Raw genomic sequence first — 21,180 nt, forward strand, 5'->3', positions numbered from 1 at the left:
GCCACCAGTGGTTTTTTGGCGTCAATCCAATGGCTTTCACCGGGTGGTGTTTGGGGGGGGATTACGGTGTGCCTATCCGCTATCCGGGTAACGGATAGGCACTCGATCAGTCCTTCCCGGTATAAGAAGTATGCCCATCCCAGCCACCGCCCAGCGCCGCAATCAGTTGCACACTGGCCACCAATCGTGTCTGCAACAGGGTCAATACGGTGCGCTCGTTGCTCAAGGCTGTCGCCTGCACGGTGACCACATCCAGGTAGGCAATCAACCCGGCCTTGTACTGGTTCTCGGTCAAGCGCAATGACTCGCGCGCGGCCTCCAGCGCTTCATTGCTGACCACCGCTTCGTCCTCCAGCACCTTGAGCTGCACCATGTAGTTTTCCACTTCACGGAAACCATCCAGCACCGTCTGGCGGTACTTGGCCACGGTCTCGTCATAGGAAGCCACGGTACGGTCGACTTCCGCCGAGCGTTGGCCGCCGTCGAACAGGGTCATGGCCAATTTCGGCCCTACCGACCAGAAGCGGTTCGGCAGGCTGATCCAGTCGGCGTATGTGCTGCTCGAGTAACCGCCCGCCAGGCTCAGGGTCAGATCCGGGTAGTAGGCGGCCTTGGCCACGCCAATATTGGCATTGGCAGCGATCACCGAGCGTTCCGCCGACGCAATGTCCGGGCGACGCTCAAGCAGTTGCGACGGCACGCTGACCGGAATCTGCGGCAACGCCGGGATGTCCTTGCTCACAGCCAGGTTGAAGTTGGCCGGGGCTTCACCGATCAACACGGCAATGGCGTTTTCCAGCTGGGCACGCTGCCAGATCAGGTCGATCAGGCTGGCCTGGGTGGTCTTGAGCTGGGTTTGCGCCTGGGCGATGGCGGCCTTGCCGGCCACGCCGGCCCGGTATTGGTTCTGGGTCATTTGCAGCGAACGCTGGTAAGTGTCCAGGGTCGCTTGCAGCAGACGGGTCTGCTCATCCATGACCCGCAGTTGCAGGTAGTCCTGCACCAGTTCCGATTGCTGGCTCAAGCGCATCGCCGCCAGGTCCGCCGAGCTGGCCTCGGCCGTGGCTTCATTGGCTTGCAGGCCACGACGCAACTTGCCCCAGATATCAGCCTCCCAACTCACCCCCAACTGGGTATTGAGGGTGTCGCGGATACCACTGCTGGAGCTGCTCAGGCTGGCGCTGCTGCTGCCGGTGCCTTGGCTGGCGCGGGTTTTGCCGGCGCTTAAGTCCACCGTCGGGAAAAACGCCCCGCGGGCGCTGCGCACCTGGGCCTGGGCCTGGCGAAAGCGCGCCTCGGCCTGGGCCACGGTCTGGTTGGAGTTGTTCAGACGCTCGACCAGCTCATTGAGCTGGCGATCGCCGTACAGCTCCCACCAGGCGCCTCTTGCCAGGGAATCGCTCGGCGTGGCCTGGCGCCAACCCTGGGCTTGCTTGAATTGCGCCGGTTCAATGACCTCCGGACGCTTGTAATCAGGACCGACGGCGCAAGCGCTGAGCAATGCACCGCACAGCACCAGGCTGACGACGCGGGAACCGCGGGGCATGCTCATGGCCAATTGGGTAAACGTTGAATCGGTCATAGCGCAGTGTCCAAGGCAGCATCGGTACGCACACCACGCCAGGCATTGAAGCGGTGGCGCGCGCGGTCGAGATAAAGGTAAACCACCGGGGTGGTGTAGAGGGTCAGGATCTGGCTGAACACCAGGCCGCCAATGATCGTCAGGCCCAGGGGCTGGCGCATTTCCGCACCATCGCCCGCGCCGAGCAACAGGGGCAAGGCACCCAGGATCGCCGCCAACGTGGTCATCAGGATCGGCCGCAAGCGCAACAGGCAGGCACTGCGAATGGATTCCAGCGGGCTCATGCCATCATGGCGTTCCAGTTGCAGCGCCAGGTCGATCATCAGGATCGCGTTTTTCTTCACGACACCGATCAACAAGAACAGGCCCAACAGGGAAATCAGGCTGAACTCGCCACCCAGCAGGTAGATCGAGAGCAACGCCCCGACCCCGGCCGACGGCAAGGTCGAAAGGATCGTCAGCGGATGGATATAGCTCTCGTACAGAATGCCCAGCACCAGGTACACCGCCACCAGTGCGCCGAGGATCATGAACGGCTGGCCCTTCTGGGTCGCCGCAAAGGCATCGGCGGTGCCGGCCATCTTGGCGATGACGTCCTCCGGCAACCCGAGCTTGGCGATCGCACGTTCGATGGCGGCCGTGCCCTGCTCCACCGTGACCCCGGGCGCCATGTCGAAGGCAATGTTCTGCGAGGCGAACTGGCCTTCATGCCGCACCGTGTCGTCGGCCAGGCTGTTCTCGTAGTGGGCGATGGTCGACAGCGGAATCCGTGCGCCGGTGGACGTGACCACCTGGACCTGATTGAGGGTAATCGGGTCCTTGGCGTAGATGGGATTGACCTCCATCACCACCTGGTACTGGTTCAGGCTGTCATAGATGGTCGAAATCTGTCGTTGGCTGTAGGCGTTATTCAGCACCGTGGTGACCATGGCCATGTCGATCCCCAGCCGTTTGGCCTGGTCGCGATCCACGATCAACGTCACCTGGGCCGCACCGCGACCTTCCCGCGCATCGATGGCGGTCAACTCCGGCAGCGAATGGAACGCCGCGACCACTTTCGGGTACCACTCGCGCAGTGCCGCCAAGTCACCGCTTTGCAGGATGTAGGAGTACTGCGCACTGGTCTGGTCACGACTGCCACCAAATTGCAGGTCCTGGTCAGCCATCAGGAACAGCCGCCCCCCTGGCACCAGCGGCACGTCATTGCGCAAACGCTCGATCACCGCCTGGGCGGAAATCTTGCGCTCGCCGATCGGCTTGAGGCGCACCAGCATCACCGCATTGTTGGTGCCGTTGTTGCCGCCAATGAACCCGGCCACGCTGAGCACGGCCGGGTCTTTGAGTATCGCCTGGCGAAAGGTCTCCATCTTCGGCTGCATCACGCCGAATGACAGACCGTCGTCGCCGCGTACAAAACCGATCAGTTGGCCAGTGTCCTGCTGGGGCATGAAGGTTTTGGGCACCACCACATACAGCGCGACATTCACGCCCACGGTGATAAACAGGCTGAGCAAGGTCAGGCGGCGGTGGCGCAATACCCAGTCCAGGCTGGTGGCGTAGGCGGCGACCATGCGCTCATTGACCCTGTGGCTCCAGCGCTGCAGACCGGTCATGCGCCCTTTGACATGGGGCTTGAGCCAGCGGGCGCAGAGCATCGGGGTCAAGGTCAGCGACACGATCAGCGAGACGATGATCGCCGCCGACAAGGTGATGGAAAACTCCCGGAACAGGTTGGTGACGATGCCGCCCATAAACAGGATGGAAAGGAACACCGCCACCAGCGACACGTTCATCGACAGCAGCGTGAAGCCGACCTCCTGGGCCCCCAGGTACGCGGCCTTCATCGGTGGCACGCCTTCGTCGATATGCCGCGAGATGTTCTCCAGCACCACGATGGCGTCGTCCACCACCAGGCCGGTGGCGAGAATCAGCGCCATCAACGAAAAATTATTCAACGAGAAGCCGAACAGGTACATCACCGCAAAAGTGCCCACCAGCGACACCGGCACCGCCAATGTCGGAATCAACGAGGCGCGGAAATTGCCGAGGAACAGGTATACCACCAGGACCACCAGGGCCACGGCAATCAGCAAGGTCATCTCGGCTTCGTGCAGGGTCGCGGTGATCACCGGCGAACGGTCCATCGCCAGGCTGAGCTTGACGCTGGACGGCAACACCGCCTGCAACGCGGGCAACTGGGCCTTGATCTGCCTGACCGTCTCGATGATGTTGGCGCCGGACTGGCGGTTGATCACCAGCAGTACCGCCGAATCATTGTTGAAGAACCCACTGTTGTAGCGGTCTTCGACGCCGTCGCTGATCTTCGCCACATCGCCCAGGCGCAACGCCGCGCCGTTCTGGTAGCGGATCAACAGCGGCTCATAGTCCTTGGCTTTTTCCAACTGATCGTTGGCCTGGATCTGCCAGTTGCGCTCGCTGTCTTCCAGGGAGCCCTTGGGCCGGCGCTGGTTGGCGTTGGCGATGGTGTTGCGCACATCGTCCAGGGCCACGCCGTACTGGTCGAGCGCCTTGGGCTCCAACTCGATGCGCACCGCGGGCAGGGAACTGCCGCCAATCTGCACTTCCCCCACACCCGGCACCTGGGACAGGCTCTGGGACAGGATGGTCGAGGCCAGATCGTACAATTGCCCCTTCGGCAAGACCTCGGAGGTCAGCGACAGCACCATGATCGGCGCCTGGGACGGGTTGATTTTCTTGTAGGTGGGCATGCTGCGCATGCCGCTGGGCAACAGGTTGCGCGAAGCGTTGATGGCCGCCTGCACCTCCCGCGCCGCGCCGTTGATGTCGCGGTCTGAATCGAACGCCAGGATCACCCGGGTAGACCCCTGGCTCGACGAACTGCTCATGGTGGTGATGCCGGAGATCGCACCAAATGAGCGCTCCAGCGGCGTCGCCACGGTAGACGCCATCACCTCGGGGCTCGCGCCGGGCAAGCTGGCCGAGACGACGATCACCGGAAAATCGATCTGCGGCAGCGGCGACACGGGCAGCAGGTTGAAGCTGACACCACCGAGCAACATGATCGCCAGGCTCAGCAACATGGTCGCTACCGGCCGGCGGATAAACGGTCCGGACAGGTTCATGACTCAACCGGCTCCAGGCTTTGCGGCTCTTTGCGCCAGCGACGGCCGAGGCGATCGAAGTACAGGTAGATCACAGGCGTGGTGAACAGGGTCAATACCTGGCTCACCAACAAGCCCCCCACCATCACCAAGCCCAGGGGCTGACGCAGTTCGGCGCCGGAACCGGTGGCCAACATCAACGGCACCGCACCGAACAGCGCCGCCAGGGTGGTCATCAGGATCGGCCGGAAGCGCAACAGTGCCGCCTGGTAAATCGCGGTCTGCGGGTCCAGGCCCTGGTTGCGTTCGGCGTCGAGGGCGAAGTCGATCATCATGATCGCGTTCTTTTTCACGATACCGATCAACAGAATGATGCCAATGATCGCGATCATCCCCAGGTCATTGCCACTGATCAGCAAGGCGAGCAAGGCCCCCACCGCCGCCGAAGGCAAGGTCGAGAGGATGGTGATCGGGTGGATATAGCTCTCGTAGAGCACGCCGAGCACGATATACATGGTCACCACCGCCGCCAGGATCAGCAGCAGCGTACTCGAAAGCGACGCTTCGAACGCCTGGGCCGCCCCCTGGAACTGGGTTTGCACACCCACGGGCATGCCGATGTCTTTCTGGGCCTGGTTGATCAGCTCCACACCTTTACCCAGCGCAACGCCGGGGGCCAGGTTGAACGACATCATCACCGCCGGGAACTGGCCGATGTGGGCAATCGCCAATTGCGCCTGGCGCTGCTCCACATGGGCCAGGCTCGACAACCGCACTTGGCCGCCGTCGGTGGTCTTCACATGGATCTGGTTGAGGGCCGCCGGGCCGAGGGTTTCTCCCGACTGCGCCTGCAATACCACGCGGTACTGGCTGGCCTGGGTGTAGATGGTGGAAATCTGCCGCTGGCCGAAGGCGTCATACAGTGCGTCGGTGATGGTCGACACACTCACACCCAGGCGCGAGGCCGCATCGCGGTCGATGACCAGGAACACCTGCAAGCCCTTGTCCTGCAAGTCGCTGGCAACATCGGTGAGTTCCGGCAACTGGCTGAGGGCATGCACCAGCTTATCGCTCCACAGTGCCAGCAGGTCGGCGTCCGGCGAGGACATGCTGAACTGGTACTGGGTGCGGCTCACGCGGTCTTCGATGGTGAGGTCCTGAACCGGCTGCATGAACAGGCGGATGCCCACCAGCTTGTCGATTTCGGGCTGCAACCGGGTAATCACCTGGGCCGCGCTCAAGTCACGCTGGCCATGGGCCTTGAGGTTGATCAGCAAGCGGCCACTGTTGAGCGTGGCGTTATCGCCGTCCACGCCAATATACGAAGACAGGCTTTCAACTGCCGGATCCGCCAGGATGATCTTTGCCAGTTCCTGCTGGCGTTGGCTCATCGCGGCAAAGGAAATCGATTGCGGCGCCTCGGAAATCCCCTGGATCACCCCGGTGTCCTGCACCGGGAAAAAGCCCTTGGGCACCACCAGGTACAACACCACGGTCAGCCCCAAGGTGGCGATCGCCACCAGCAGGGTCAGCGGCTGGTGCCTGAGCACCCACTGCAACTTGCGGCCGTAGGCTTCGATCAGCCAATCGATCCAGGCGCCGCTGGCCTTGTAGAAACGGCCCTGCTCTTCTTCCTTGGGTTCACGCTTGAGCAGGCGCGCGCACATCATCGGCGTGAGGGTCAGGGACACGACCAGGGAAATCAGGATCGCCACCGCCAAGGTGATGGCGAATTCGCGGAACAGCCGCCCGACCACATCGGCCATGAACAGCAGCGGGATCAATACCGCGATCAGCGACAGGGTCAGGGACACCAGGGTAAAACCAATCTGCTTGGCGCCCTTGAGCGCTGCGGCCAGCGGCGTCTCGCCCTCCTCGATGTAGCGGGAGATGTTCTCCAGCATCACGATGGCATCGTCGACCACGAACCCGGTAGCGATCGTCAGCGCCATCAGGGTCAGGTTGTTGATGGAGAAGCCTGCCAGGTACATCACGCCAAAGGTGCCCACCAACGACAGCGGTACGGCGATCGACGGAATGATCGTCGCGCTGAAACGGCGCAGGAACAGGAAGGTCACCATCACCACCAGGGCGATGGCGATCAGCAATTCATGCTGCACATCCCGCACCGAGGCGCGGATGGTCTGGGTGCGATCAGTGAGTACCGTCACGTCGAGACCGGCCGGCAAGTTGTCGGTGATGCTCGGCAGCAAGGCTTTGATGCGGTCCACCACCTCAATCACGTTGGCGCCCGGCTGGCGCTGGATATTCAACAGCACGGCCTGGTTTTCATTGGCCCAGGCGGCGAGGCGTTCGTTTTCGGCGCCGTCGACGATCTGTGCCACGTCCTTGAGGCGCAGCGGTGCGCCATTCTTGTAGGCCAGGATCAGCTCGGCGTATTGCTGGGGCGAGACCAACTGGTCGTTGGCATCGAGCATCGACACCCGGGTCGGGCCGTCGAAGTTGCCCTTGGGCTGGTTGACGTTGGACGCGGCGATCAGGGTGCGCACGTCCGAAAGGTTCAAGCCGTTGGCCGCCAGGGCCTCGGGGTTGACCTTGATACGCACGGCCTGGCGCTGGCCACCGGCAATGCTGACCATGCCGACGCCGCTGATCTGGGCGATTTTCTGTGCCATGCGCGTATCGACCAGGTCATTGAGCTTGGGCAACAGCATGGTCTTGGAGGTAATCGCCAGGGTCAGCACCGGGGTATCTGCCGGGTTGACCTTGTTGTACACCGGTGGCGCCGGCAAATCCTTGGGCAGCAGGTTGGTGGCCGCGTTGATCGCCGCCTGCACTTGCTGCTCGGCGACATCCATATTGATGTCGAGGTTGAAACGCAGGGTCAGCACCGACGCGCCGCCCGAGCTGGTGGAGGCCATCTGGGTCAGACCAGGCATTTGCCCGAACTGACGTTCAAGCGGCGCGGTGACGGCACTGGTCATCACGTCCGGGCTGGCGCCGGGGTACAGGGTCATTACTCGAATGGTCGGGTAATCCACCTGGGGCAAGGCCGAGACCGGCAACAGCCGGTAGGCAATGATGCCGGCCAAGACAATGGCCAGCATGCTCAGCGTGGTGGCAACCGGGCGAAGGATAAACAGGCGCGACAGGTTCATGCGCCGTCCTTATGCGCCTTGCCGCCTTCAGCCGGGCCTTGCTGAGTCTTGGCCGCGGGTTGGCCTTGCAGGTGCTCGGTCGGGGTGGTCGGGACTTCGCTGCTGCTGTTGACCACTTCGATCTCGCTGCCGTCCTTGAGGCGGTCGGTGCCCTCCATCACCACGCGATCGCCGGCAACCAGCCCTTCCTTGATCACGGTGTTGTCGCCATCGGAGTCGCCGATGACCAAGGGCTGCATCTTGACCTTCTTGTCGCCGTCGAGCTTGTAGACGAAGGTGCCGTTATTGCCGAACTGGATGGCGGCAGACGGCGCCAGTACCACGTTGTGCAGGGTGTCGGCCAGCAAGTGCACATTGACGAACTGGTTGGGGAACAGCGCCTGGTCCTTGTTATCGAAACGCCCCTTGAACTTCAGGGTGCCGGTGGTGACGTCGATCTGGTTGTCCAGGCTCTGCAGCACGCCGACCGCCTGCTGCTTCACATCGCCACGGTCCCAGGCCTCGACCGGTAGTTTGTTGCCGGCGTGATAACGGGTCAGTACGGTGTCGAGGGTGTTTTCCGGCAGGGTGAAAACCACGCTGATCGGCTGGGTCTGGGTGATCACCGCGAGGAACGTGGTGTCATTGGCCGCCACCAGGTTGCCCACATCCACCTGGCGCAAGCCGACGCGGCCGCTGATCGGCGCACGGATCTTGGTGAATTCGAGGTTGAGCTTGGCGTCGTCCACGGCGCCCTGGTTGGTCTTGACCGTGCCCTGGTACTGCATGACCAGCGCTTCGGCGGTGTCCAGGGTTTGCTTGGCAATACTGTCCTGGGCATACAGGTCACGATAACGCTGCACGTCAACCTGGGCGTTTTTCAACTGGGCCTGGTTCTGCAGCAGCGTGCCCTGGGCCTGGAGCAAGGCGTTCTGGTAGCTGCGTGGGTCGATTTCCGCCAGCAGGTCACCGGCCTTGACCATCTGCCCCTCTTCAAAGGCGATCTTCACCAGTTCGCCGCCCACCCGGCTGCGTACATTGATGGTATTGAGCGCGGTGACCGTGCCCAACGCCTTGTAGTACACCGGGAACTCACCCAACACCGCCGGCGCCACGCGCACCGGGATGGGGCCGGTGGAACCCCCAAAGCCTGGGCGCATCATCCCCGACTTACCGGTACGCTCGGCGGGTTTCTTCGCAGTCGCTTCCTTGTGGCTGCCGGGCCAGAATTTCCAGCACAGGCCGGCGATAACCAGCAGCACAAACAGGCCAAACAGCCAGCGGCGGGAGTTGCGGGGGGTGGATTGCATGGAGTGATCAACCATTGGGCGCGAGCGCTTCTTCTTTGGGAGGCTGAAAGATAAGCACTGGGGCGATTTAAGAAAAGCGCCTTTACCGGCTATTTACCTTGGACTTACAACTTTTAACTTCTGGCCTTAGTCCGTTCGCTATTTCGCTAAGCTGCTGACGCTCAAATAAAAACGGCCTGGACTAGGCCAGGCCGCAATCATGCATCACGCGTGTTACTGCCAAACGACAGTAATGCGCAGAAACAGTTACTTCAAAACAGCCAGGGCCGCATCGTAGTTTGGCTCTTCAGCGATTTCCTTGACCAACTCGCTGTGCAGCACATTGTCGTTTTCGTCCAGTACCACGACAGCGCGAGCGGTCAGGCCTTTGAGCGGGCCGTCGGCGATGGAAACACCATAGTCAACGGCGAAGTCGGCGTTGCGGAAATCCGACAGGTTCTTAACGTTTTCCAGGCCTTCGGAACCACAGAAGCGCGCTTGGGCGAATGGCAGGTCGGTGGAGATGCACAGCACCACGGTGTTGGCCACATCGTTGGCCTGGGCATTGAACTTGCGCACGGAAGTGGCGCAGGTTGGGGTATCAACGCTTGGGAAGATGTTCAGCACTTTGCGCTTGCCGGCAAAGGTGGCCAGGGTGGCGTCGGACAGGTCGCCGGCGGTCAGGGTGAAATCTGCGGCTTTGGCGCCGACTTTCGGCAGTTCGCCTTCAACCTGGACCGGGTTGCCTTTGAGGGTGACTTGAGCCATGAACGGAATCCTTATGCTGGTTTTTGGTTAAACGAATTCGAGAGGCCGAAGTTAACCACAAAGTGCCGATGCTACCTACCGCCAGACACAAATTGTCATGTCGCCAGGTTGTGGTTTAATTGCGCGCTTTTCGCCTGCCCTTCAAGGAAACCGTCGTCGATGAATCAGCCTGCCACCAAAGTTCTGGTCATTGGTTACGTCTGGCCAGAGCCCCGCTCCTCGGCCGCGGGCGGGCATATGATGCAGATCCTTGAGAGTTTTCTTACGCAAGGTTGGGACATTACCTTCAGCAGCCCAGCGACCATCGGCGAACACAAGGCCGACTTGCCCGCACTCGGCATCGCCGAACGCGCCATTGAACTGAATAACAGCAGCTTCGACGACTTTATCCGCGAACTGGCCCCGGATATCGTGCTGTTCGACCGTTTCATGATGGAAGAGCAATTCGGCTGGCGTGTCGAAAAATGCTGCCCCGACGCCCTGCGCGTACTGGAGACCTCCGACCTGCAAAGCCTGCGGGACGCGCGCCATCAGCGTTTCAAGGAGCAGGTGAAAGCCAGCCCCGACAGCGACGACTTCAGCGCGCTGTTCGCGCCAGCGCTGGAGGACGAGTTCCAGCGCATGGCCGACACCGACCTGGCCAAACGCGAAATTGCCGCGATTTACCGCTGTGACATCAGCCTGATGATCTCCGACGTGGAAATCCGCCTGCTCACCGAGCACTTCAAGGTCCCCGCCGCCCTGCTCCACTGGTGCCCGCTGATGCTAGAGCCGCCCACCGCTGCCTTTGCGCCCTTTGAAGACCGCGCGCACTTCCTCAGTATCGGCAACTTCCGTCATGCGCCCAATTGGGATGCGGTGCTGTGGATGAAGAACAGCCTGTGGCCGCTGATCCGCCAGCAATTACCAGGGGCCCAGTTGCATATCTACGGCGCCTACACCCCGCCAAAAGCGACTGCCCTGCACAACCCGGCGCAGGGTTTTCATGTGATGAACTGGGCCGAAGATGCCCTGCAAGTGATGACGGCCGCGCGCATCTGCCTGGCACCGTTGCGCTTCGGTGCAGGGATCAAGGGTAAGTTGGCGGATGCAATGTTATGCGGCACACCGAATATCACCACGCCCATCGGTGCCGAAGCCATGGGGGACGACCAGCCGTGGCCGGGTGTAATCGAACAGGATGCTGCGGCCCTGGCCCGCGCCGCCGTGAGCCTCTACCAGGACCGCGTGCGTTGGACCCAGGCCCAGGAAGACGGCCGCCAGCTCCTGGCCCGGCGCTATGACCAGCGCCACCACGGACTCGCGTTGGTGGAATGCCTGCAACAGTGCCGCCGCCATCTCGCCGCCCATCGCCGGGACAACTTCACCGGCAGCATGCTGCGTCACCACGCCCATAAAAGTACGCAGTACATGTCCCAGTGGATCGAGGCGAAAAACCGCAACCTTTAGGGAATCGAGCAGCGTAAAGAACATGAAAATCGTGATTCAGACTTGCCGTCGCTGCGCGGCAAGCTGAGATCGGGCCTCCCTGAACCTCAATGCTGCCAAACGTACCTCACCTCATCCAGAGACACCCCGCCACGGACGAGCGTGCGACGGCTGCCAGGCTCTTCCCTCCCGCCGAGGCCCAGATAGAAGCGCACAGCTCTTTCGTTTTCAGCTAAAACCCACAAGGTAATCGCCTTGTAACCTTGATCAACCAAACGCTTCAAACCTGACGCCCACAATTGGGCGCCTATACCCTTGCTCCAGTATTCAGCCAAAACGTAGATAGCCATGACCTCTCCTGATTCTGCTTCAGGCTTATCTTCATCACGGCAAGGGCCAACTGAAATCCAACCAATCACCTTTGCATCCACCTCTGCGACTAAAACGTCAGACTCTTTGCTTTCAATCGCATGAGCCCAATAAGCTTCACGTTTGGGTAATGTCGCGGTCAGCGAGGCAAGAAACTCAGCCGGCATCAGCGTGAGATACGCTTGCTGCCAGCTGCGGACATGAACGTTGGCGATGCTCTTGGCATCCTTGGGTAGCGCATCACGAATCATCAACAAAACCTGCATGGGTGATCGTTTTCAAATACCACGTGCTCTGCACGCGTCACCTTAACGACTGAATATGACGATACCCTTTCGCAACCGATACATCCTTCGACGCTTGCCGCTGGCAGGGCCGCGCGCAAGGAGGCATTATCCTACGCAGCAACCACAATAAAGCGACGGCAGCATGACCCGAGCAACGCGCATCACCGACCCTTCCTACGAGTTGATGGACGATCACAACGGCCTGTCCATCATCTATCGCCAGCACGGCTTCCCTTGCCCGCTGGTACGCTGGCATTTCCACAAGGAATACGAGTTGCACCTGATCGTCGCCAGCTCCGGCAAGGTGTTTATCGGCGACTACATCGGCAACTTCTATCCCGAAAGCCTGTTCCTCACCGGCCCCAACCTGCCTCACAACTGGATCAGCCAGGTGGAGGAAGACGAGGTGGTGCCCAAGCGTGACATGTTGGTGAATTTCACCGATGAACTGTTCGAACATGGCAGCCACATCTTCGCCGAACTCAAGAGCCTGGCGCCGTTGCTTGAGCGTGCGCAGTACGGCATCGAATTCCGCTGCAAAAAAACCATCGCCCAAGCCGTGACCCTGATGCAACGCATCGAGGACGCCCAGGGCATGGCGCGCCTGGGGCACTTCTTTATCTTGCTGGACGTATTGAGCGCCTGTGAGGACTACCAACTGCTCTCCGGCGTCACCACGCCGCAGCAAGCCGACGAACACAGCATCGACCGCACCAACCGTGCGGTGGACTACATCTTTGCCCACTACGCGCGCGAGTTGTCGCTGGAAGAAGTAGCCGAATACCTGGGGATGAAGCCGACGTACTTCTCCCGTGTGTTCAAGCAGGCTACCGGGAGGACTTTTATTGAATTCGTCAATCGGCTGCGGATCAGCAAGTCCTGCGAACTGCTGGCCGATGGCGACAAGGCCGTGACCGATGTGTGCTTTGAGTCGGGGTTCAATAACATTTCCAACTTCAATCGGCGTTTTCAGCAGCTTAAGGGTATGACGCCGTCTCACTATCGGCGGTTGGCGGTGCAGCGGTTGACAGAGCAGAATTTGGCTTGAGGTTGATCGTTCGGCGGGTGTCGGGAAACAGAAACGTCTTACAAGGTTTTGAGGTTGTCCCTAAGACACTCAATCTCTAGTCTCCGTACACCGCTGCACACGCAGCGGTCGGGCGTCGCGGCCCGGTTTAATCAGATGCAAAGTGCCATTTCCGCTTTTAGTCGGCGTTTTTTTATCGTCTACTGTGCGGCTTCATGGTGGCTGTGCGCGGGATACCTTCGGGTATGCCGGTTTCCTGATTCCGGTCCGCGAACCTGCGTACAGCTACCACCTAATGGCGTCGCGGCGAAAGGGTGGCAGCTCCACTTAAGTCAGGAGTTTCACCATGATCAAACCCACCCAAAATCCGCCAATCGATCCAGCACCCAGCGTGCTGTTCACCGTAAAAGACGGCATCTCCACCCAAGACCTGCTGGTCAACCTCAGCGAATCACTCGCCTCTGCCCACGCCCTCACCTGCGATTTCGCCTTTGATCTCGACGGCTCGCGGCGCGAAGGCGCCCTGGGTATTGCCCAGTTGATCGAGGTGTCTCGCTTGTTGGCTGAGCGGGTACTGGCTGATATCGAGCGTTAAATACGGCATCGATCGTCCCCACGCACCACGGGGACGATCATCGAGTGCAAAAAAGTATCAGTGAGCGTGCGCCCAAGGATTTGTCACAACCCCATTTCAAGGCTGTAATCGACGCACACTCTTCCTGACTCGTTGCAGGAAGACACAACAACAATAACCGTCCTTCTGTAGCCCCCTGGGCGCGGAAATGGAGTGCGCGATGAAGTTCACAGCAAAAGCTCTGCTTGCCTGTTCCTGCATGACTGCATGCATGACCCTCAGCGCCGTCAGCCTTGGCGCGCAAACCCTGACCATTGCCACCGTCAACAACAGCGACATGATCCGCATGCAAAAGCTCTCGAAAACCTTCGAAGCCGAGCACCCGGAGATCAAGTTGAACTGGGTGGTGCTGGAAGAAAACGTACTGCGCCAGCGCCTGACCACCGACATCGCCACCCAAGGCGGACAGTTCGATGTGTTGACCATCGGCATGTACGAAGCCGCACTGTGGGGCGCCAAAGGGTGGCTGGAGCCGATGAAAGACCTGCCGGCTTCCTACGACCTCGATGATGTTTTCCCTTCTGTACGTGACGGTTTGTCCGTCAAGGGTTCGCTGTACGCCCTGCCCTTCTACGCCGAAAGCTCGATCACCTATTACCGCACCGACCTGTTCAAGGACGCCGGGCTGAGCATGCCCGAGCACCCGACCTGGACCCAGATCGGCGAATTTGCGGCAAAACTCACCGACAAGAGCAAAGAGCAATACGGCCTGTGCCTGCGTGGCAAAGCCGGTTGGGGCGAGAACATGGCGCTGATCACCACCCTGGCCAACGGCTACGGTGCGCGCTGGTTCGATGAAAAATGGCAACCTGAATTCAACGGCCCCGAGTGGAAGGACGCGTTGAACTTCTACGTCGACAACATGAAAAAATCCGGCCCGCCGGGTGCTTCCAGCAACGGTTTCAACGAAAACCTGGCGCTGTTCAACAGCGGCAAGTGCGCAATCTGGGTGGACGCCAGCGTGGCCGGCTCGTTCGTTACCGACAAGACCCAAAGCAAGGTCTCCGACCATGTCGGCTTTACCTTCGCACCTCACGAGAAAACCGACAAAGGCACGTCGTGGTTGTACTCCTGGAGCCTGGCGATCCCCACCAGCTCAAAAGCCAAGGACGCCGCCAAGGTGTTCACCAGTTGGGCGACGTCCAAGGAATACAGCCAGTTGGTCGCCAAGACCGACGGCATCGCCAACGTACCGCCCGGTACGCGCAAGTCGACCTACAGCGACGAGTACATGAAGGCCGCGCCGTTCGCCAAGGTGACCCTCGAATCGCTGAAAGTCGCCGACCCGACCAAGCCAACCCTCAAGCCTGTGCCCTATATCGGTATCCAGCTGGTGACCATTCCTGAGTTCCAGGCGATTGGTACCCAGGTCGGCAAGTTCTTCTCGGGGGCGTTGACCGGTCAGCAAACGGTGGATCAAGCCTTGGCCGCCGCGCAGACCACCACTGAGCGCGAAATGAAGCGGGCCGGTTACCCCAAATAAGCCAGCCTCACCACCGTCAAATGTGGGAGGGGGCTTGCTCCCGATAGCGATCTACCAGTTGATGATTGTGTGACTGATACACCGCTATCGGGAGCCAGCCCCCTCCCACACTGATCGCGCTCCGATTCGTATCTGACTGGTCTTGATCCTAATGAATACACCCGCCAAAAACCGCCTGGCCAACCCCGGCTGGTTCCTCGTCAGCCCCTCGGTGGCTTTGCTGCTGCTGTGGATGATCGTGCCGCTGGGCATGACCCTGTACTTTTCGCTGATCCGCTACAACCTGCTCTACCCCGGCGAAAACCAATTCGTGGGGCTGGAGAACTTCACCTACTTCATCACCGACTCGGGCTTCCTGCCTGGCGCCACCAATACCCTGCTGCTGGTGGGCAGCGTGCTGCTGATCAGCGTGGTGTTCGGCGTGCTGATCAGTGCCCTGCTGGAGGCCAGTGAATTCTTGGGTCGCGGTGTGGTGCGGGTGATGTTGATTTCGCCGTTCTTCATCATGCCCACCGTCGGTGCACTGATCTGGAAGAACCTGATTTTCCACCCGGTGTCGGGGATTCTCGCCGCCGTGTGGAAGCTCTTCGGCGCTGAGCCGGTGGACTGGCTGGCCCATTACCCGCTGCTGTCGATCATCATCATTGTGTCGTGGCAATGGCTGCCCTTCGCGATCCTGTTGCTGATGACCGCCATGCAGTCCCTCGACCAGGAGCAGAAGGAAGCCGCGCGCCTGGACGGTGCCGGCGCCATCGCGATCTTCTGGCACCTGACCCTGCCGCACCTGGCCCGTCCGATTGCGGTGGTGGTGATGATCGAGACGATCTTCCTGCTCTCGGTGTTCGCCGAAATTTTCACCACCACCAACGGTGGCCCGGGCTACGCCTCGACCAACCTCGCCTACCTGATCTACAACCAGGCGCTGGTGCAGTTCGACGTGGGCATGGCCTCGGCCGGCGGCTTGATTGCCGTGGTCATCGCCAATATCGCGGCGATCATCCTGGTGCGGATGATCGGCAAAAACCTGACTGACAAACCTTGAGGGCCGCGCCATGACGCTTCAACAATCCCGTCGCCTGCAAAGCCTGTTGCTCGGTACTTTGGCCTGGGCCATCGCGATCCTGATTTTCTTCCCGATCTTCTGGATGGTGCTGACCAGCTTCAAGACCGAAATCGACGCGTTCGCCACGCCGCCGCAATTCATCTTCACGCCGACGCTGGAGAACTACCTGCACATCAACGAGCGCAGCAACTACTTCAGCTATGCCTGGAACTCGGTGGTGATCTCGTTCAGCGCCACCGCCTTGTGCCTGCTGATCTCGGTGCCGGCCGCCTACTCCATGGCGTTCTACGAAACCCAGCGCACCAAGGGCACGCTGTTGTGGATGCTCTCCACCAAGATGCTGCCGCCGGTGGGCGTGCTGATGCCGATCTACCTGCTGGCCAAGAGCTTCGGCCTGTTGGACACGCGCATTGCGCTGATCATCATCTACACCCTGATCAACCTGCCGATTGTGGTGTGGATGGTTTACACCTACTTCAAGGACATCCCCAAGGACATCCTCGAAGCCGCGCGCCTGGATGGCGCCACCCTGTGGCAGGAAATGGTCCGCGTGCTGCTGCCGATCGCCAAGGGCGGCCTGGCCTCGACCGTGTTGCTGTCGCTGATCCTGTGCTGGAACGAGGCGTTCTGGTCGCTGAACCTGACCTCCTCCAACGCCGCACCGCTGACCGCGCTGATCGCTTCGTACTCCAGCCCCGAAGGCTTGTTCTGGGCCAAGTTGTCCGCCGTCTCGACCCTGGCCTGCGCGCCGATCCTGATTTTTGGCTGGATCAGCCAGAAACAGCTGGTGCGTGGTTTGTCCTTTGGCGCCGTCAAATAATAATTCGAAAAGGAGGCCCATCATGGCCAACCTGAAAATCAAGAATCTGCAAAAAGGCTTCGAAGGTTTCTCCATCATCAAGGGCATCGACCTGGAAGTGCACGACAAAGAATTCGTGGTCTTCGTCGGCCCGTCGGGGTGCGGTAAATCCACCCTGCTGCGCCTGATCGCGGGCCTTGAAGAAGTCACCGACGGCACCATCGAACTCGATGGCCGCGACATCACCGAAGTGACCCCGGCCAAGCGTGACCTGGCGATGGTGTTCCAGACCTACGCCCTGTACCCGCACATGAGCGTACGCAAGAACATGTCGTTTGCCCTGGACCTGGCCGGTGTCGACAAAAAGCGGGTGGAAAGCAAAGTCAGCGAAGCGGCGCGCATCCTCGAGTTGGGCCCGTTGCTGGAGCGCAAGCCCAAGCAACTGTCCGGCGGCCAGCGCCAACGTGTGGCGATCGGGCGTGCCATTGTGCGCAACCCGAAGATCTTCCTGTTCGACGAACCGCTGTCCAACCTCGACGCCGCCCTGCGCGTGCAGATGCGCCTGGAACTGGCGCGCCTGCACAAAGAACTGCAAGCAACCATGATCTACGTGACCCACGATCAAGTCGAGGCCATGACCTTGGCCGACAAGGTGGTGGTGCTCAACAGTGGCCGCATCGAGCAGGTCGGCTCGCCGCTGGAGCTGTACCATCAGCCGGCCAACCTGTTTGTGGCAGGCTTTCTCGGCACGCCGAAAATGGGTTTCCTCAAGGGCAACGTCACCCGCGTCGACGGCCAAGGCTGTGACGTGCAACTGGACGCCGGCACCCTGATCAGCCTGCCGCTGAGCGGTGCCACCTTGAGCGTGGGCAGCGAAGTGACCCTGGGCATTCGTCCGGAACACCTGGAAATCGCCGCGCCTGGGCAAACCACCTTGACCGTCACCGCCGACGTCGGCGAGCGGCTGGGCAGCGACACCTTCTGCCACGTCGTCACCACCAATGGCGAGCCGTTGACCCTGCGGATTCGCGGCGACATGGCCAGCCAGTACGGCGAAACGTTGCACCTTCACCTGGACCCGGCGCACTGCCATCTGTTCGACACCGAAGGCCGAGCCGTGGCCCGCCCACTGCGCGCAGCCGCCTGATTTCGCGAGTATCTTTAGATGAAACTGAATAAACACAACCTCGAGCAACTGGCACCGGAAGTGAAGATACCGGCCTACGCAATGGCCGATACACGCCAGGGCATCGCCCACATTGGCGTCGGCGGTTTCCACCGTGCGCACCAGGCGTATTACACCGACGCCTTGATGAACACCGGCGAGGGCCTGGACTGGAGCATCTGCGGTGTCGGCCTGCGGGCCGAGGACCGCAAGGCCCGCGACGACCTGGCCGGCCAGGACTACCTGTTCACCCTGTACGAACTGGGCGATACAGACGACACCGAAGTGCGTGTGATCGGTTCGATCAGCGACATGCTGCTGGCCGAAGACGGTGCCCAGGCGCTGATCGACAAACTGGCCAGCCCGCAGATTCGCATCGTCTCGCTGACCATCACCGAAGGCGGTTACTGCATCGACGACAGCAACGGCGAGTTCATGGCCCACCTGCCGCAGATCCAGCACGACCTGGCGCACCCGAAAGCACCCAAAACCGTGTTCGGTTTTATCTGCGCGGCGCTGACCCTGCGCCGTGCAGCCGGCATTCCGGCCTTCACGGTGATGTCCTGCGATAACCTGCCGCACAATGGCGCGGTCACGCGCAAGGCGCTACTGGCGTTTGCCGCCCTGCACAACGCTGAACTGCATGACTGGATCAAGGCCAATGTCAGCTTCCCGAACGCCATGGTCGACCGCATAACCCCGATGACCAGCACCGCCCACCGCCTGCAATTGCACGACGATCATGGGATCGACGATGCCTGGCCGGTGGTGTGCGAGCCGTTTGTGCAATGGGTGCTGGAAGATACCTTCGTCAATGGCCGCCCGGCCTGGGAAAAGGTCGGCGTGCAGTTCACCGATGACGTGACGCCTTATGAAGAAATGAAAATCGGCTTGCTCAACGGCAGCCACCTGGCCCTGACTTACCTGGGCTTTCTCAAGGGCTATCGGTTTGTCCACGAGACCCTGAACGATCCGCTGTTCGTGGCCTATATGCGCGCGTATATGGACCTGGACGTCACGCCCAACCTGGCGCCGGTGCCGGGTATCGACCTGACGGTGTACAAGCAGACCCTGGTGGAGCGCTTTTCCAACCAGGCGATTGCCGATCAGTTGGAGCGCGTGTGTTCCGATGGGTCATCGAAGTTTCCCAAGTTCACCGTGCCGACGATCAATCGCCTGATTGCCGATGGCCGTGAGACCGAGCGCGCAGCGCTGGTGGTGGCCGCCTGGGCCCTGTATTTGAAGGGCGTGGATGAAAATGGCGTGAGCTACACGATCCCCGATCCACGGGCGGCATTCTGCCAGGGCCTGGTGAGCGATGACGCGCTGATCAGCCAGCGGCTGCTGGGGGTTGAGGAGATTTTTGGCACGGCTATTCCCAAGTCGCCTGAGTTTGTGGCAGCGTTCGAGCGTTGCTATGAAAGCCTGCGCGACAAAGGCGTCACAGCCACACTGCAAAACCTCCTGAACAAACCGGATTAAACAGGTGGGAGGGGGCCTGCTCCCGATAGCGGTCGGTCAGATACAGATGTGCAAGCTGACACACTGCTATCGGGAGCAAGCCCCCTCCCACATTGGACCGGGTTCACACTCCAAGAATAATACTGCTGAGCACCTTCTCATGACCCAGCAAAACCTCTACCTCGGTATCGACTGCGGCACCCAGGGCACCAAGGCCATCGTCCTCGACGCGTCCAGCGGCAAGGTGCTGGGCCTGGGTGCCGCTGCGCACACGCTGATCAGCGGCGCCAATGGCCGCCGCGAACAACACCCCCAGCAATGGCTGGACGCCTTCAGCGAAGCCACCCACCGCGCCCTGCAACAGGCCGGGGTGGATGGCCAGGACATCCTTGGCGTCGGCGTGTCCGGCCAACAACATGGCCTGGTCCTGCTGGATGAACACGGCCAGGTACTGCGCCCGGCCAAGCTGTGGTGCGACACCGAGACCACCCCTGAGAATGACCGCCTGCTGCACGAGCTGGGCGGCGAAAGCGGTTCCCTGGAACGCCTGGGCGTAGCGATTGCGCCGGGCTACACCGTGTCCAAATTGCTCTGGACCCGCGAGCAACACCCGGACCTCTTCGCGCGTATCGCCCACGTCCTGCTGCCCCACGACTACCTCAACTACTGGCTCACCGGGCGTGCCTGCGCCGAGTACGGCGACGCTTCGGGCAGCGGTTATTTCGACGTGCGCAACCGTCAATGGGACAGGGCGCTGCTCAGGCACATCGACGCCAGTGGCCGCCTGGAAGCGGCCGTGCCCGAGCTGATCGAGGCCGACCAGCCCGTGGGCACCCTCCTGCCGGCCATCGCCGAACGCCTGGGTATCAACCCCCATGCCGTCGTGTCCAGCGGCGGTGGCGACAACATGATGGGCGCCATCGGCACCGGTAACATCGCCCCCGGCGTGATCACCATGAGCCTGGGTTCATCGGGGACGGTCTATGCGTTTGCCGAGCAGCCCAACGTGAGCCCACAGGCGTCAGTGGCGACCTTTTGCTCGTCGAGTGGCGGTTGGCTGCCGCTGATCTGCACCATGAACCTGACCAACGTTACCGGGGTGATTCGCGAACTCTTCGAACTGGACCTGCCCGGGTTCAACACCCTGGTCGAGCAGGCGCCGATAGGGGCCGACGGCGTGAGCATGCTGCCGTTCCTCAATGGCGAGCGCGTCCCCGCCCTGCCCCACGCCACCGGCAGCCTGCATGGCCTGACCATGACCAACCTGACCCGCGCCAACCTGTGCCGCGCGGCCGTCGAAGGCACCACTTTCGGCCTGCGTTACGGCCTCGACCTGCTGCGCCAGACCGGGCTGCAGGGCCAGAGTATCCGCCTGATCGGCGGCGGCTCGAAAAGCCAGGTGTGGCGGCAGATCGTCGCCGATATCATGCACACCGAAGTGGTCTGTACCGAACAAAGCGAAGCCGCCGCCCTGGGCGCGGCGATCCAGGCGGCCTGGTGCCAGTCCGGCGAAAGCCTGGCCAGCCTGTGCGACAAATGTGTGAGCGTCGATCCGAACAGTCGCACCTTGCCGGTGGCCGACCGTGTCAGTGCCTATCAACATGCCTACGAGCGCTATCAGCACCTCGTGGCAACCCTTTAAGA

General features: G+C 61.1%; 15 protein-coding genes. 9 read left to right on the forward strand and 6 right to left on the reverse strand.

The features are described 5' to 3' along the window. Positions 1 to 106 precede the first annotated feature (106 nt). The 5 genes from M5B43_RS19890 to tpx form a co-directional block, all read right to left on the reverse strand. On the reverse strand, positions 107 to 1,582 hold the full coding sequence (locus tag M5B43_RS19890; protein WP_248751711.1) for an efflux transporter outer membrane subunit: 1,476 nt from the start codon (positions 1,580 to 1,582) through the stop codon (positions 107 to 109). Next, a complete protein-coding gene (locus M5B43_RS19895; RefSeq protein WP_248751712.1) occupies positions 1,579 to 4,686 on the reverse strand; it encodes an efflux RND transporter permease subunit in 3,108 nt (1,035 codons plus the stop codon). Before M5B43_RS19895 ends, M5B43_RS19890 begins: the two co-directional genes overlap by 4 nt. Beyond that, positions 4,683 to 7,784 carry an MdtB/MuxB family multidrug efflux RND transporter permease subunit gene (locus M5B43_RS19900; protein WP_248751713.1) on the reverse strand — a complete coding sequence of 1,034 codons (3,102 nt, stop codon included), beginning with the start codon at positions 7,782 to 7,784 and terminating at the stop codon, positions 4,683 to 4,685. The genes M5B43_RS19895 and M5B43_RS19900 overlap by 4 nt, the downstream gene beginning before the upstream one ends. Next, positions 7,781 to 9,088: an MdtA/MuxA family multidrug efflux RND transporter periplasmic adaptor subunit gene (locus M5B43_RS19905; RefSeq protein WP_248751714.1), complete on the reverse strand. Its 1,308-nt coding sequence runs from the start codon at positions 9,086 to 9,088 to the stop codon at positions 7,781 to 7,783. The genes M5B43_RS19900 and M5B43_RS19905 overlap by 4 nt, the downstream gene beginning before the upstream one ends. A gap of 231 nt (positions 9,089 to 9,319) precedes the next feature. Then, positions 9,320 to 9,820 carry a thiol peroxidase gene (tpx, locus tag M5B43_RS19910; RefSeq protein ID WP_248751715.1) on the reverse strand — a complete coding sequence of 167 codons (501 nt, stop codon included), beginning with the start codon at positions 9,818 to 9,820 and terminating at the stop codon, positions 9,320 to 9,322. A 159-nt stretch (positions 9,821 to 9,979) separates the two neighbouring features. On the opposite strand from tpx, the gene M5B43_RS19915 reads away from it, so the two are divergent. Then, a complete protein-coding gene (locus M5B43_RS19915; protein WP_248751716.1) occupies positions 9,980 to 11,269 on the forward strand; it encodes a glycosyltransferase in 1,290 nt (429 codons plus the stop codon). 86 nt (positions 11,270 to 11,355) lie between these two features. On the opposite strand, the gene M5B43_RS19920 is transcribed toward M5B43_RS19915, so the two are convergent. Then, positions 11,356 to 11,868, reverse strand: a complete 513-nt coding sequence (locus M5B43_RS19920) for a GNAT family N-acetyltransferase (RefSeq protein ID WP_248751744.1) — start codon at positions 11,866 to 11,868, stop codon at positions 11,356 to 11,358. Between the two features lie 178 nt (positions 11,869 to 12,046). Between M5B43_RS19920 and M5B43_RS19925 the strand changes: the two genes are divergently transcribed. The 8 genes from M5B43_RS19925 to xylB all read left to right on the forward strand — a co-directional run bounded on the left by M5B43_RS19925 (position 12,047) and on the right by xylB (position 21,178). Beyond that, on the forward strand, positions 12,047 to 12,952 hold the full coding sequence (locus M5B43_RS19925) for an AraC family transcriptional regulator (protein WP_248751717.1): 906 nt from the start codon (positions 12,047 to 12,049) through the stop codon (positions 12,950 to 12,952). Positions 12,953 to 13,277: 325 nt separating this feature from the next. Beyond that, the gene (locus M5B43_RS19930; RefSeq protein WP_248751718.1) at positions 13,278 to 13,526 is read left to right on the forward strand and encodes a DUF6124 family protein; all 249 of its coding nucleotides are present in this window, start codon (positions 13,278 to 13,280) and stop codon (positions 13,524 to 13,526) included. A gap of 199 nt (positions 13,527 to 13,725) precedes the next feature. Further along, positions 13,726 to 15,048: a sugar ABC transporter substrate-binding protein gene (locus tag M5B43_RS19935; protein ID WP_248751719.1), complete on the forward strand. Its 1,323-nt coding sequence runs from the start codon at positions 13,726 to 13,728 to the stop codon at positions 15,046 to 15,048. Positions 15,049 to 15,199: 151 nt separating this feature from the next. Beyond that, a complete protein-coding gene (locus M5B43_RS19940; protein ID WP_248751720.1) occupies positions 15,200 to 16,090 on the forward strand; it encodes a sugar ABC transporter permease in 891 nt (296 codons plus the stop codon). A gap of 10 nt (positions 16,091 to 16,100) precedes the next feature. Continuing rightward, positions 16,101 to 16,931, forward strand: a complete 831-nt coding sequence (locus M5B43_RS19945) for a carbohydrate ABC transporter permease (protein WP_010567505.1) — start codon at positions 16,101 to 16,103, stop codon at positions 16,929 to 16,931. Positions 16,932 to 16,953: 22 nt separating this feature from the next. Next, positions 16,954 to 18,057 (forward strand): sn-glycerol-3-phosphate ABC transporter ATP-binding protein UgpC, encoded by a 1,104-nt coding sequence (ugpC, locus tag M5B43_RS19950; protein ID WP_248751721.1) that lies wholly within the window; start codon positions 16,954 to 16,956, stop codon positions 18,055 to 18,057. Between the two features lie 18 nt (positions 18,058 to 18,075). Continuing rightward, positions 18,076 to 19,557, forward strand: coding sequence for a mannitol dehydrogenase family protein (locus tag M5B43_RS19955; protein WP_248751722.1), 1,482 nt, complete (start codon positions 18,076 to 18,078; stop codon positions 19,555 to 19,557). 139 nt (positions 19,558 to 19,696) lie between these two features. Then, positions 19,697 to 21,178 (forward strand): xylulokinase, encoded by a 1,482-nt coding sequence (gene xylB, locus M5B43_RS19960; RefSeq protein ID WP_248751723.1) that lies wholly within the window; start codon positions 19,697 to 19,699, stop codon positions 21,176 to 21,178. Positions 21,179 to 21,180: the final 2 nt, after the last annotated feature.

This window comes from Pseudomonas sp. MWU15-20650, assembly GCF_023242475.1.
In the GTDB taxonomy this organism is placed as follows: Bacteria; Pseudomonadota; Gammaproteobacteria; order Pseudomonadales; family Pseudomonadaceae; genus Aquipseudomonas.

Excerpts from the sequence above, each read along its gene's own strand:
- M5B43_RS19930 (WP_248751718.1), top strand. The coding sequence starts at position 13,278 with ATGATCAAACCCACCCAAAATCCGCCAATCGATCCAGCACCCAGCGTG.
- M5B43_RS19915 (WP_248751716.1), top strand. The coding sequence starts at position 9,980 with ATGAATCAGCCTGCCACCAAAGTTCTGGTCATTGGTTACGTCTGGCCA.
- M5B43_RS19940 (WP_248751720.1), top strand. The coding sequence starts at position 15,200 with ATGAATACACCCGCCAAAAACCGCCTGGCCAACCCCGGCTGGTTCCTC.
- tpx (WP_248751715.1), bottom strand. The coding sequence starts at position 9,820 with ATGGCTCAAGTCACCCTCAAAGGCAACCCGGTCCAGGTTGAAGGCGAA.
- M5B43_RS19890 (WP_248751711.1), bottom strand. The coding sequence starts at position 1,582 with ATGACCGATTCAACGTTTACCCAATTGGCCATGAGCATGCCCCGCGGT.
- M5B43_RS19925 (WP_248751717.1), top strand. The coding sequence starts at position 12,047 with ATGACCCGAGCAACGCGCATCACCGACCCTTCCTACGAGTTGATGGAC.
- M5B43_RS19895 (WP_248751712.1), bottom strand. The coding sequence starts at position 4,686 with ATGAACCTGTCCGGACCGTTTATCCGCCGGCCGGTAGCGACCATGTTG.
- ugpC (WP_248751721.1), top strand. The coding sequence starts at position 16,954 with ATGGCCAACCTGAAAATCAAGAATCTGCAAAAAGGCTTCGAAGGTTTC.
- M5B43_RS19905 (WP_248751714.1), bottom strand. The coding sequence starts at position 9,088 with ATGGTTGATCACTCCATGCAATCCACCCCCCGCAACTCCCGCCGCTGG.
- M5B43_RS19935 (WP_248751719.1), top strand. The coding sequence starts at position 13,726 with ATGAAGTTCACAGCAAAAGCTCTGCTTGCCTGTTCCTGCATGACTGCA.
- M5B43_RS19920 (WP_248751744.1), bottom strand. The coding sequence starts at position 11,868 with ATGATTCGTGATGCGCTACCCAAGGATGCCAAGAGCATCGCCAACGTT.
- M5B43_RS19900 (WP_248751713.1), bottom strand. The coding sequence starts at position 7,784 with ATGAACCTGTCGCGCCTGTTTATCCTTCGCCCGGTTGCCACCACGCTG.
- M5B43_RS19945 (WP_010567505.1), top strand. The coding sequence starts at position 16,101 with ATGACGCTTCAACAATCCCGTCGCCTGCAAAGCCTGTTGCTCGGTACT.
- xylB (WP_248751723.1), top strand. The coding sequence starts at position 19,697 with ATGACCCAGCAAAACCTCTACCTCGGTATCGACTGCGGCACCCAGGGC.
- M5B43_RS19955 (WP_248751722.1), top strand. The coding sequence starts at position 18,076 with ATGAAACTGAATAAACACAACCTCGAGCAACTGGCACCGGAAGTGAAG.